This is a genomic window from Kitasatospora sp. NPDC059973 (assembly GCF_042737525.1).
Classification (GTDB): Bacteria; Actinomycetota; Actinomycetes; order Streptomycetales; family Streptomycetaceae; genus Kitasatospora.
The window spans coordinates 34,009-46,365 of sequence record NZ_JBHWUI010000056.1 but is presented as its reverse complement, the minus strand read 5'-3'; the positions used below and the strand labels follow the sequence as shown (position 1 = coordinate 46,365).

Here is a 12,357-nt window from a genome sequence, read left to right as displayed (position 1 = left end):
GCCCCCGGGACCGCCGCACCCGCGACCGCCGCGCCCGCGACCGCCGCCCCCGAGGCGCCCGCCGCCGTGGACGCGCCCGCGACCGTGCCCGCCCCCGCGACCGTGCCCGCGAACGCGGCCGCGAACGCGGCCGATGCCGGGAGCGACAGCCCGGCCGAGGCGGTGTTCTCCGCACTCGCGCTGCCTCGGGACATCGCCGACTTCACCGCCCGGGAGGACGCCCTGGCCCGGCTGCACCGGCTGGTCCGGGACGCCGATCCGGCACACCCCCGGATCGTGCTCGCCTACGGTCAGCCCGGCCTGGGCAAGACCGCCTTCGCCCTGCACGCCGCCCACACCCTGGCCCCGCAGTTCCCCGACGGCCAGCTCTCCCTCGACCTGCGGGGGATGGCTCCGACGCCGCTCGCACCGCGCGACGCCCTCGGCCAGATCCTCCGGGCCCTCGGCGTCGCCGACCGCTCGGTGCCCGCCGACACCGAGGAGCGCGCCAGCCTGTTCCGCACCCTGGTCCGGGAGCGGCGCCTCGTCCTGATCCTGGACAACGCCGCCGACGAGGCACAGGTCCGCCTGCTCCTGCCGGGCTCCGGCCCGGCCCTGACGATCATCACCAGCCGGCACGTGCTGCCCGGCCTGGAGTCGGTGCACCGCCTGCCGCTGGACGTCCTCGCCCCCGGCGAGTCGGCCGCCCTGCTGGCCCGGATCGCCGGCCCCGAGCGGCTCGCGGCCGAACCCGACGCCGCCGCCGAACTCGCCCGGCTCTGCGGCCACCTGCCGCTCGCCCTGCGGATCGCCGGACAGCGGCTGGTGGCCCGCCCGCAGCAGCCCGTCAGCCACCTGGTCCGCCAACTCGCGGCCGAGGAGTACCGGTTGGACGTGCTGGAGGCCGGTGACCTGCGGGTGCGCGCGGCCTTCGCGCTCTCCTACCGCAAGCTCCCCGCCGCCACCGCGCTGGTCCTGCGCCGCTGCTCGCTGTCCGCGGGAAAGGACTTCACCGCCGCCACCGTCGCCGCCTACGCGGGCCTTCCCGTCCAGCAGACCGACCGCCGGCTGGAGGAACTCGCCGACGCCGGACTGCTGCAGCCCGCCGCGACCCCCGAGCGCTACCGCCTGCACGACCTGGTCCGCCTCTACGCGGGCGAGCGGCTCGCCGCCGACGACGGCCCGCAGGCCCTGGAGGCCGCCCGCGAGCAGGCCGGCGACCGGTTGCTGCGCCGGGCCGCCGCCGCCGGTCTGCGGTTCGACGTGGAGGGCGCCGAGCACGCCGGCGCCGAATCGGCCGACCCGGATCCGGCCACCGCCCCGGTCACCCTCGCCGACGCCCGGCGCTGGCTGGAGGAGGAGCACCCCGAGTGGCTGGCCGCCCTGCAGCACGCGAACGCCACCGGCCGGCACCGGCAGGTGGTGGACACCGCCGAGGCCATGCACTGGTTCTCCGACAGCCTGCTGCACTGGGACGTCTGGGCCGAGGTCTTCCGGCTCTCGGCGGACTCCGCCCGCGCCGTCGGCGACCGGCTCGCCGAGGCCGTCCACCTGAACTACCTGGCCTGGTCCCACATCACCTGCCTGCACCGCTACCGGTCGGGGCTCGCGGTCGCCTCGGAGGCCCTGGACCTGGCCCGCCGGATCGGCGACGCCCAGCAGGAGGCCTGGGCCCTCGCCTACTGCGCCACCGCCCTGCGCCGGCTGCACCGGCCGGAGGAGGCGATGGACTCCTACCGCCAGGCCGCCGAGGTGTTCACCTCGCTGGAGGGCCGGTCCGCCGAGGTGGGGCGGATCGTGGCGCTGCGCTGCGTCGGCTCCTGCCTGCGGGAGTCCGGCCGGCCCCGGGAGGCGCTGGAGAGCCACCGGCTGCTCCTCGCCGAGATCCTCGGGTGGCTGGACGGCTCCTCTCCGCACATCGTCCACCTGTTGGCCGGGTTCGCCGCCCACGAGGTCGGCCTCGACCACTCCGCACTGCTGGAGTGGTCCGAGGCGGAGGCCGCCTACCGCCAGGCCCTCGGCCACTTCGAGGGGGCCGGGCAGCCCGACAGCATGACCCAGACCCTCACCGAGCTGGGCACCGCCCTGATCGAGCTGGACCGTGCGGACGAGGCCCGCGAGCTGCTGACCACGGCACTGACCGACCTCACCGCCGAGGGCGCCCGCGGGAACCACCGGCGCACCGGCTGACGCGGCGCCGCTCCGCCCCGGCCGTGCCGGGCGGCCCGGGGCGGCGGCCCGGGCGGCCCGGGCCGCCCACCGCCCGGCGGTGATCGGCCACCGGTGATCGGCCACCGGTGAACCGCGCGGCCGGGTCCGGCCGTGGGTAGGGAGTGGAAGCGGCCGCGGGCCCGGCCGGCCGGGTGCTTCCGTCGACGGGGCGTGACATCGGCCGCCCGGCGGTCGCGGTACGGGGAGCGGCGGACGCCCCTCCCGCCGCCAACGCCCTGGCGTGAGGTTCGTTGGCGCAGCGTTGGTCCGGTCTTGGCCGTGGCTGGAAATGTGTCCCAGCAAGGGGGGAGGGACAGCCGCACCGGCTCGTCCCGACATATCGACCAACCGTTGCGAGGGACTCAACCGCCGTGGCCATCGACGCTACCGTTCACGCCGAGGACACCCATCGGGCAGCCGGGGAGGCCGGGAAGGCCGGGGGCGCCCCGGACGCTCCCGTCAGCCGTGCGGACCGGCCCACCCTCGACCAGCAGACCCTGGCCGAGCTGTACCGCCTGCACGGCGGCTACCTGCTGCGCGCGATGCTGCGCGTCACCAGCGGCGACCGGGGCAAGGCCGAGGACATCGTGCAGGAGACCCTGCTGCGCGCCTGGCAGAACCCGGCCGCCATCCGCCGGGGCCCCGAGTACAGCCGTCCGTGGCTGTTCACGGTGGCCCGCCGGATCGCCATCGACCACTTCCGGATGCAGGCCGCCCGCGCCCAGGAGGTCGCCGACGACGCTCCCGAGGAGCACGCCGGCACCCACGACCCCTACGACGAGGTGCTCGCCGCCCAGGACATGGCGATCGCGCTCGCCGAGCTGCAGCCGCACCACCGCGACGTCCTGGTCGAGCTGCACATGCACGGCCGCTCGATGGCCGAGGCGGCCGTCGTCCTCGGCGTCCCGGTCGGCACCGTCAAGTCCCGCAGCTTCTACGCGGTCCGCGCGCTGCGCCCGATCCTCGAAGCCCGCGGCATGGTCGCCGCGGGGTGACCGCCCCGGCCCGCACTCAGGTGCGGACCACGCGGTCGCAGTACGGGCACACCTGGCCGCTCCACTTCGGCGGGTACCACGGCGCGTCGGGGTCGGGCGCCCGGTACGGGTCGCGGCGCATCCGGTCGGTTCCCATGCCGCAGAGGGTCAGTTCCTCGGGCCGCCCGGTCGGCGCCGGGGCGGCCCGGGCCGCGTGGACGGCGCGCACGACCTCGACGTAGTCGGTGCCGCCGCTCGCCGTCGAGGTGCGGACGAGTTCGGGTTCGAGGAGTACCAGGATGCTCACCACCTCACTCTGGTCGTCGGGGCCGGGGGGCGCACCTCGGCGGCGGGGGTGAGGGTGCGGAACCGGCCGTCGGGCGCCGTCCAGTACGTGGACGTGCTCACGGGTCGGGCCCCCGGCCCAGGCCCAGGCCCAGGCCCGGGGCTCGGCGCTCAGGAAGTTCTCCGCGGTGGTGAACCACTCCGGGGGTCCGGGCCGTTCTCCAGGGTGGCGGTATCGCCACCGGCGCTCGTCCCCCCGTGCGGGCGCCGGTTCACCCGCCCTCCGGTGGGTGTCAACTCCGGCCCGGTGCAGCGTCTCTGACGGTCAATCCGGTGTGGAGAGCGTGAACCGGGAGGCGTGGCCCGTCCGTAGCTACTGCTGAGAGCCGCGCCCCGTGTACGGCGCGCGGCGTGTCCCGGGCCCACCGGCCCAGGTTCAGCGTCCGGCTCCGGCCATGGAACTCCCGGCTCCCGCGCCCCGGCGGGATCCGGGTCCCTGGCGCCCCGGCGGTGCCCTTGTGGGAGGGCTACCGCCGGGGCGCGCCGCGTGGCGGACGCCGGGCCGGCCCGCCCGTCCGCTCCCAGCCCAGGAGAGTCCCGATGCCCAAACACCGGCTCACCCGACGACGACGGATGGCGGCGGCCTCCACCGCCCTCGTCGCCGGCGCCGCGCTCATCCTCATGCAGCACCAGGCTCCCGCCGCCGAAGCCCCCGACCCGGTCGGCCTCAACGCCGTTTCCGAGTACCTCGGTTGGGGCGACGCCCCCGACCCGGTCGCCGTTATGAAGGCCACCGGGCTGCGGCAGTTCGCCCTCTCCTTCGTCCTCTCCGGCGGTGGCTGCGACCCGAAGTGGGACGGCAGCCGCGCCCTCACGGGCGGCGCCGACGAGAAGGTGATCAAGCGGATCCGGGCCGCCGGCGGCGAGATCCTCGCCTCCTTCGGCGGCTGGGACGGTGCCAAGCTCGGCGAACGCTGCGCCACCGCCGGCGAACTGGCCGCCGCCTACCAGAAGGTGGTCGACGCGTACGGCCTCCAGGCCGTGGACATCGACCTGGAGTCGACCGAGCTGAGCACCCCCGCCGTGCGGCAGCGGGTGGTCGACGCGCTGAAGACGCTGAAGGCCAAGAACCCCGGACTGCTCGTCTACGTCAGCTTCCCGGTCGACCCGACCGGCCCGGACGCCGACGGCGCCGACCTGATCAGGACCGCCGCCAAGGCCGCTCTGGTGGTGGACGGTTGGACGGCCATGCCGTTCGACTTCACGAGCCATGACGGCACCATGGCCGCCGCGACCGTCACCGCCGTCAGCGGCCTCCAGCGGGCCGTCGCCGCCGCCTACGGCTGGGACGACGACAAGGCCTGGCGCCACTCCGGCCTCTCCTCCATGAACGGCCGCACCGACCAGCAGGGCGAGCAGCTCACCCCGGCCGACTTCCGCTCCGTCCGCGACTTCGCCGCCACCCACCACCTGGCCCGGTTCGGCTTCTGGGCGGTCAACCGCGACCGCCCGTGCGCGAGCGGCACCTTCACCACCGCGACGTGCAGCGGCGTCCAGCAGACCGCGTACGACTTCACCCGGATCGTGGCCGGCTACCACGTGGACTCGGTGCCCGGCGGGGACGGCCCCTGCCCGAGCCCGTCGGCCGTCACCACGCTGCCCCCGGGCCCCGGCCGGACCACCTGGCCGCTGCCGACCCCGACCGTCGCCCGCCCGGCCGACGCGGTCCCGCCGGCGGACGGCCCGTCGGCCTCGCCGTCCGCCCGCCCGTCCGACGGCACCCCGACGCCCGCCCGTACGGCCTGCGTCCCGCCGAGTCCGGCCCCGGTCACACCGGCGCCGACGGGCGCACCCACGACGCCGGCCTCGACCGCTCCCACCACCCCGGGTGCGACCACCACCACCTCGAAGCCGCCCGTGACCCCGACGGGTACGGCCACCAGTGCGTCCGGCCCGGCCACCGCGGCCACCGAGGGGTCGCCCCCGCCGACCCAGGCCGCCGGCGGTGCCCCCGCGCCCGCCGCGCCGGGCGGCGGCTCGCTCGCCTCCACCGGTGCGGACGGCACCGACATCCTGCTCACCACCACCGGGGCCCTGCTCTTCCTCGGCGGTGCGCTCGGGCTGGTCTCCACCCGCCGCCGTGACCCGGAGCCGGCTGCCGGCTGATCGTGCGGGCCTGCTCCCACCGACGGCAGGTGACGACGCGCGGCCCCCGGCACCCGGTGGATCGGGGTGCCGAGGGCCGCGTCAGGTCAGGTCGGGCCGCGCCATCCGGGGCGCCCGGGGGCGGCCTCCGTCGGGTTCACCAGCCGAGCAGGAAGGCCCCCCGGCCCAGGCCGGCGAGCACCGTCCCGGCCGTCGCCTTGGGCTCCGCCGCGACGTCGACGTCGTGCCGGTCCGGCGGGTCCGACTTCCCGGGGCCGCCGGAGGGCCGCAGGACCACGTAGTGCAGGGGCGCCCCGGTGGTCCGGCTCTCCCGGCGCAGCACGTCCAGCGCCGGCGGCGCGACCGTGGCCTCCAGCACCACCTGGTAGCCGCCGGTGGCGAAGGCGAAGGCGGCCTGGATCGCGGCCGCCAGGGCCGTCTCGTTCTGCCGGTGCGCCTGCGGCAGGTGCGACGGGACGAACCCCTGCCGGATCGCCCGCCGGAAGTCGTCCGCCCGCAGGAGCACGCTCGGGTGCAGGGAGTTGGCCAGCAGGGGTGCGACCGCGCCGCTCCCGGCCCCGGCCGGGTCGGCGAGGACGACGACGCCGCCGGCGCCCCGACCGCCCCCGAGCTTCGGCCCACCTACGGTCGTACGGTTCACAGCTGCTGATCCCTTCGCGGGCCGGGGGACGGGGTAACCGGGGGAGGGGGGCGGCCGGCGCACCGGGCCGACCGGAGACGAACCGGCGGCCGGACCCTGGCACGGCGGCCGGACCCGGCTACGGACAGCCGGCCGCCTCGTCCCCACGACCGACTGCTGTCGGAGATCAACCTAGTCCACGCCGGTGCTCCGAGTCCTCCCCCCGTCGGTCCTCGGACCGCCGCCCCCACCGCACCTCCACGACTCCTCCCACCGATCGTCCCGGGAATCGCCGGGCCGACGCTAACGGTCCCCGGACCGCTTCGGCGTCCGCAGCACGATCGGGTTGGTCAGCGCCGCCATCGGCCCCCACGGGAGGTCCGGCCCCATCGCGTTGCCCCGGCCGGGCGTCCCGTCCGCCCTCGGCCGGCGCACCTCCGCCCGGACGTACGCGGCGAGCGAGGCGGTGGTGCGCCAGACCACCGTGCCGGAGCCGTCGGCGGGCAGCGACTCCTGGTGCAACTGGCCCTCGTCGGTCAGGAGGCGGACGGTGCCGCCCGGCACGCCGGAGACCGCGAGCCGGACGTCCACCGGCGCGTCCGCCGGAACGGTCAGCTGTTCGCCGATGCCCGCCTGGCGGCCCTGCCCGGTGGCGGTGAGGTCGAGCCCGACGGCGGCCGATTCGGCCAGCCAGCTGCGGCCGGCCCGGAGCCCGTCGAGGATCGCCGCCCGGGTGAGGTCCTCGGCCCGGACGACGGTGTGCGGGGAGCCGATGACCTGCGGGGCGCTGTGCGCGTCGCTGTTGCCGACGGCCGGCAGCCAGGGCCGCCCCTCGCGCAGCGCGACCGCGAGCTGTGCGTCCCAGGTGTCCACCGCCGACTCGTCGTCGTACGTCCACGGTCCGTTCCAGACCTCGACCGCGTCCGCGTCCTGGTAGCCGAACTTCCACTGGCAGGCGACGTACGGGCAGTACGGGTGCGCGGGCACCACCAGGCCGCCCTGGCGGCGGACCTGCCGGGCGAAGCGCGGGAACTCCCCGTCGCGCGCCCGGTAGCGCCAGTCGACGAACCGGCCCGGCTCCAGGCCCAGCGCCAGCCAGTGGCCGTTGCGGGTGGTGACCTCCTCGCCGAGCACGATCAGCAGGTCCGGCCCGGCCAGCGGCCCCCAGACGCCGTGCGCGGAGGTGGTGTTGTGGTCGGTGGAGACGATGAAGTCCAGCCCGGCCTCCCGGGCACCCGCCGCCACCTCCGCCGGGAGCCGGCGCCCGTCGGAGTGCACGGTGTGCAGGTGGGAGTCGCCCCGGTACCAGGCGCGGCCCCGGCCACGGGCCCGCTCCAGCGGGTAGGACGGGGTGAACTCCGGCCCGGGCGGGCCGAACCGCAGCGTCACCTGGACGCGGTAGTCGAGCCCCTGGGGTGCCACCTGGTAGGGGCCGAGCACGATGTTCCAGCGGCCGGGGCGGATCGGACCGGGCAGGTAGCCGGGCGTCGCCCGGTCGCGGGCGACGGTGAACTCGGTGCGGAACCCGCCCGACCAGCCGCGGAAGCCGCGCCCGCCGAGTGCGGTGCCGCCCTCGTCGAAGAGGCCGATGTCGCAGGAGTTGCCGGGTGTCCCGGCGGGGACGGTCGGCCGGTCGTAGCCGTAGGAGACGGCGATCTCCCGGACGCCGTCCGGGACGTCGAACGGCAGGAGGACGAAGTCGGGGGCGCCGGTGGGGAGATGGCCGGCCAGGGTGATCGTCCGGTCGGGCAGCGCGTCGGCTGCCCCGGCGGGTGCGGCGGCGGCCAGGCCGAGGGCGGTGACGGCGCCGGTGGCCAGCCCGGTGCGGAGCAGGCCGCGCCGGTCGGGCCCGGGACGCTCGGTCCGTGCCCCGGCCGAGACCGGGTCGGTCTGTGGTGAGCCGGCCCGGGGCGAGCCGGATCGGGCGGGCTCGGTGGGGGTGTCGGCGTCGCGGTCGGTCATCGGAGCCTCCGGTCTGGGGCGGACACCGGCGGCGGGCGGACACCCGGCCGGCACGCCCGGCCCCCTACCCCCGCCGGTGAACCGCCGGTGAGCCGGGCCGGGCCGCAGCGGGTCGGCCCGGTGAAGGTGCCCGGGAGGCCGGCCGGCGGGCACGCCGATATGCCGGGGCGGCGGGCCCGCCGGGGCGACCGGCCCGCCGGGTGCGGCCCGTTGCCGACGCGCTGTCTGTAAAGGCAGCGGGTTGCCCCGCCTACGATGGAACTGACAGGCAGTCAACCGTAGGAGTTGGTTCCCGTGCCCACGTACCTGGTCGGCTCCCGTGCAAGCGCCCTGGCCCGGACGCAGGTGCGCGACTTCCTGGCCCCGCTGCGCGGCCGGTTCCCGGAGATCGCCTTCACCCAGCGGGTGATCCTCGAAGGCGGCGACCGGGACCGCACGTCGCTGCTGGCGAACGTCTCGGCCGTCAGCGGCGGGTCGGCGTTCAGCACCGAGCAGGAGGCCGCCCTCCTGCGCGGGGACGTGGACGTGGTGGTCCACTCGCTGAAGGACCTGCCGACCGCGAATCCCGAGGGCCTGATGCTGCTGCCCCCGCCGGGCCGGGAGGACGTCCGCGACGCGCTGTGCGGATCGACGCTGGCCGGGCTCCCGCACGGGGCCCGGGTGGGCACGGGCGCGGCCCGTCGCATCGCCCAGCTCCTCGCCGTGCGCCCCGACATCGTCCCGGTGCCGATCCGGGGCAACGTGCCGACCCGGCTGGAGAAGCTGCGGTCCATGAGGCTGGACGCCGTGGTCCTCGCCGTCGCCGGTCTGAACCGGCTCGGCCGGCAGGACGCGATCGGCGAACCGCTGCCCCTCGACCTCTTCCCCCCGAGCCCGGGCCAGGGCGCGCTGGGCATCCAGGTCCGGGTGGACGACCGGGCGGTCCGGGACGTGCTGTCGACCGTCGGGGACCGCGCCGTCGACCGTGAGGTCCGCGCGGAGCGGTCCCTGCTGGCGCAGCTGCACGGCGGGTGCAGCGTGCCGGTGGGCGCCTGCGCCACGACCCGGCCCGACGGGACGCTGCACCTGTTCGCCCAGGTCACCTCGCTCGACGGGCGGCGCCAGGTCACCGGATCGGTCACCGGGCCCGCGAGCGAGCCCGAGCGGCTGGGTGCGGACCTGGCCGGAGAGCTGGTGGATCGGGGCGCGCGGGCCATCCTCGACGGAATCCGGCCCGCCGTCCCGGCCTGACCGGCGAGCCGCCGGACGCGCGCACGCCGGACGCGCGCACGCCGGACGCGCGCACGCCGGACGCGCGCCCGGTGGACCGGGCACCGCCGTCGGGGCCGCGTCACGGCGGCCCGGGCGGGGACGGCTCACCGACGGTGGGCCGGGACGTCCACGTCGACGGCCAGGAGCCGGCCCGTGCGGGCGCCCGGCGGGGGCGGCCACTCGGCGGCGGTCAGGAAGAGGGTCCGGCCGTCCGGGCCGCCGAGGGCGCAGGAGAAGCAGCCGCGGTCGAGCTCGATCCGCCGGAGCACCTCGCCGCCCTCGCGGACCCGGACGCAGCAGCGGCCGGGGACGTCGGCGAACCAGACCGCGCCCTCGGCGTCCAGGCAGATCCCGTCCGGTGCCGAGCCCGGCACCTCGGCCCAGACCCGGCGGTCGGTCAGGTCGCCGCCGGGCCCGATGGTGAAGGCGGTCAGCCGGGCGGCGTAGGACTCGGCGACGAGGAGCGTCGAGCCGTCGGGGGTGACGGCCATGCCGTTGGGGAACGCCAGGCCGTCGGCCACCCGGCGGACCTCGCCGTCCGGGGCCACCAGGGCGATCAGGCCCGGCGCGGGCGCCTCGCCGCCCATCAGGTCGAACCCGATGCCGTTGACGTAGGCGTTGCCGCGCCCGTCCACGGCCACCTCGTTCCACGGCCGGTCGGAGAGCGGGCGCAGGTCCGCGCAGGGGGCCAGGGCGCCGTCCGCCTCCTGGCGCAGCAGGCGCCCGTCACTGCCGGCGACGACCAGCAGGCGGCCGTCCGGCCCGGGCAGCCAGTCGATGCAGAACGGGAACGAGGGCACCGTGGCGGCGACGGCGGCCCGGCCGTCGGGCCCGACCGTGATCAGCTCCTGGGCGCCCCAGTCGCAGACCCAGAGCCGGCCGTCGTGCCAGCGGGGCGACTCCCCGAGGGCGAGCCCGGACAGGACGGTCCGGACGGCGCCGGCGCGGTGCGGGCCGGCGCCGTGTGGGCCGGTGGGGTGTGGATCGCCGGGCGGGGGGTCGGTGGGGTGGGGTTCGGGCACGGGGGCTCCTCGGTCGGCGGGCCCGGCCGGACCGTCGGCCGGGCGCTGCTGGGCTGTCCGGAGTAGGACGTCGGACCGGCCGACTTCCTGCTCCGGAGCCGGGTCCACACCCGCGTCCGGACCCGCCTCCGGACCCGCCGCCGGGGGTTCGCACGCGGCCGGGGGAGCGGCGGGCCGACCTGGGCGTGGAGTTGCGGGTGTCAGCCGATCGGTATTCATAGAAACAGACAGGCGGTTCGTCTGACTTTATGACGGAGTGTGGAGGAATGGGCGCATGGGGCTGAGTCGTCGGACGGTCCTGGTGCTGGCGGCGGGCGGCGCGCTGGCGGGTTGCCGGCCCCTCGCCGGGGCGGTGGCCGGACCGGGGACGCAGCCCACGGCGCAGCCCGTGGCGGCGGCCACCGCCTCCGCCACGACGGCCGCACCGGCCATCACCTCGCCCACTGTCTCGCCCAGTGCCCCGGCCACCGCCTCGTCCCCCGCCGAAGCCCCGGCCCCCGCCGCCGGGCTGCCCGCCGGGCCGGAGCCGCCGGTGCCCGCGCTCGCCGTCGGGCGCGCCGAGGTGGTGGCCCGCTACGGGGACGCCGTGCCCGAGGAGTGGGGCCTGGAGGTGTCCGGGGTGATCACCGGGCTGCCGGACGGGGCACGGACCACCGCGCTCACCTTCGACGCCTGCGGAGGCCCCGGCGGCTCCGGCTACGACGCGGACCTGATCGACCTCCTCCGGGCCAACCACGTCCCCGCGACGCTCTTCCTCAACGCCCGCTGGATCGACGCCAACCCCGCCGAGTTCGAGGCCCTGGCCGGTGACCCGCTGTTCGAGATCGCCAACCACGGGACGGCGCACCGGCCGCTCTCGGTCGCCGGCCGCTCCGCGTACGGGATCGCGGGCACCCGGGACGTGGGCGAGGCGTACGACGAGATCGCGGGCAACGCGGCGAAGCTGACCGCCCTGCTCGGCCGGCCGCCGCGGTTCTTCCGCTCCGGCACCGCCCACTACGACGACGTCGCCACCCGGATCGTCACCGGGCTGGGCGAACGCGCGGCCGGCTTCACCGTCAACGGCGACGGCGGCGCCACCTTCAGCGCCGCCCAGGTCCGCAGCGAGGTGGCGGCCGCGCCGCCCGGGGCGATCGTGATCGCCCATATGAACCACCCGGGCGGCGGGACGGCGCCGGGCTTCGCGGCGGCCCTGCCGGCGCTGCTGGCGCAGGGGCGCACCTTCGTCCGCCTCTGCGACGCCCTGGCCTGAGCCGCGCCCCGGTCCGGGACGCGCCCGCGTTCCCAGCCATCGGAGGCGACTCGCCCGGGCGCCCAGTCCCGTGCTGCCGCGGCCGGATCCGGCTTTGTCAAGCGACCGTCCGAACTCTCCCACCCCGTACGGGAGGCCTCACGGGGCGTGGCGGCCACCGCCGGCGGTGCCCGGTGCGGAGCCGGCCGGCGGCCGGGGGCAACCGGGAACAGCGCAGGAACGGGGCCGGAACGCGGGGGGAACGGCGCCGGAACGGGGTGCCCCGGCGGGCCGCCGCGCTCGCTCGGCCACCCCCGCGGCGGGCCGGCGCCGGACGGTCGGCGGCCCGGGCGGATCCCGGAATTCGGCGCCCCGGTGCGGCCGGGGACCGCGAACTGGGCGCATACTTCCAGGGATGACGAAATCACCTGCGCCGAGACGCCACCTGCCCACCAGCCCCTTCCGAAGCGAGGTCCCACCGCCCCTCAAGCAGTTCGAGGCCGGTGACCGCGTGACCCACGACCAGTACGGTCTGGGCCGCATCATCAGCACCGAGACCGCCGGCCAGGGCGCGGTCCTGGTCGACTTCGGCTCGCACCAGGTGCGAGTCGTGCAGCCCTACGACAAGCTGTTCAAACTCTGAGCCGGGCCGGCCGC

The 12,357-nt window shown here is 77.0% G+C and carries 10 protein-coding genes; 6 read left to right on the top strand and 4 right to left on the bottom strand.

Annotated elements, in window-relative coordinates:
- Together ACFWA9_RS17550 and ACFWA9_RS17545 are read left to right on the top strand one after the other, a co-directional pair.
- Positions 1 to 2,169 (top strand): ATP-binding protein (locus ACFWA9_RS17550; protein ID WP_380388073.1); only part of this gene is annotated, 2,169 nt, incomplete at its 5' end.
- A gap of 392 nt (positions 2,170 to 2,561) precedes the next feature.
- Positions 2,562 to 3,185 (top strand): sigma-70 family RNA polymerase sigma factor, encoded by a 624-nt coding sequence (locus ACFWA9_RS17545; protein WP_380388071.1) that lies wholly within the window; start codon positions 2,562 to 2,564, stop codon positions 3,183 to 3,185.
- Positions 3,186 to 3,201: 16 nt separating this feature from the next.
- Here the strand turns inward: ACFWA9_RS17545 and ACFWA9_RS17540 are convergent, their stop codons facing one another.
- Positions 3,202 to 3,471 (bottom strand): hypothetical protein, encoded by a 270-nt coding sequence (locus tag ACFWA9_RS17540; protein WP_380388069.1) that lies wholly within the window; start codon positions 3,469 to 3,471, stop codon positions 3,202 to 3,204.
- A 578-nt stretch (positions 3,472 to 4,049) separates the two neighbouring features.
- Here ACFWA9_RS17540 and ACFWA9_RS17535 point away from each other — a divergent pair.
- Positions 4,050 to 5,615, top strand: a complete 1,566-nt coding sequence (locus tag ACFWA9_RS17535) for a hypothetical protein (protein WP_380388067.1) — start codon at positions 4,050 to 4,052, stop codon at positions 5,613 to 5,615.
- Positions 5,616 to 5,751: 136 nt separating this feature from the next.
- Here the strand turns inward: ACFWA9_RS17535 and ACFWA9_RS17530 are convergent, their stop codons facing one another.
- Both ACFWA9_RS17530 and ACFWA9_RS17525 read right to left on the bottom strand, forming a co-directional pair.
- Positions 5,752 to 6,255 carry a hypothetical protein gene (locus tag ACFWA9_RS17530; protein WP_380388066.1) on the bottom strand — a complete coding sequence of 168 codons (504 nt, stop codon included), beginning with the start codon at positions 6,253 to 6,255 and terminating at the stop codon, positions 5,752 to 5,754.
- 282 nt (positions 6,256 to 6,537) lie between these two features.
- Positions 6,538 to 8,196 (bottom strand): CehA/McbA family metallohydrolase, encoded by a 1,659-nt coding sequence (locus ACFWA9_RS17525; protein WP_380388064.1) that lies wholly within the window; start codon positions 8,194 to 8,196, stop codon positions 6,538 to 6,540.
- Between the two features lie 294 nt (positions 8,197 to 8,490).
- Between ACFWA9_RS17525 and hemC the strand changes: the two genes are divergently transcribed.
- Positions 8,491 to 9,426 carry a hydroxymethylbilane synthase gene (hemC, locus tag ACFWA9_RS17520; protein WP_380388062.1) on the top strand — a complete coding sequence of 312 codons (936 nt, stop codon included), beginning with the start codon at positions 8,491 to 8,493 and terminating at the stop codon, positions 9,424 to 9,426.
- A 125-nt stretch (positions 9,427 to 9,551) separates the two neighbouring features.
- Here the strand turns inward: hemC and ACFWA9_RS17515 are convergent, their stop codons facing one another.
- Positions 9,552 to 10,469, bottom strand: coding sequence for an SMP-30/gluconolactonase/LRE family protein (locus ACFWA9_RS17515; protein ID WP_380388060.1), 918 nt, complete (start codon positions 10,467 to 10,469; stop codon positions 9,552 to 9,554).
- 274 nt (positions 10,470 to 10,743) lie between these two features.
- On the opposite strand from ACFWA9_RS17515, the gene ACFWA9_RS17510 reads away from it, so the two are divergent.
- Complete coding sequence (locus ACFWA9_RS17510) at positions 10,744 to 11,721, top strand: polysaccharide deacetylase family protein (protein ID WP_380388058.1); 978 nt, start codon at positions 10,744 to 10,746, stop codon at positions 11,719 to 11,721.
- Between the two features lie 394 nt (positions 11,722 to 12,115).
- Positions 12,116 to 12,343, top strand: coding sequence for a hypothetical protein (locus ACFWA9_RS17505; protein WP_329486410.1), 228 nt, complete (start codon positions 12,116 to 12,118; stop codon positions 12,341 to 12,343).
- The last annotated feature ends 14 nt before the right edge of the window (positions 12,344 to 12,357 follow it).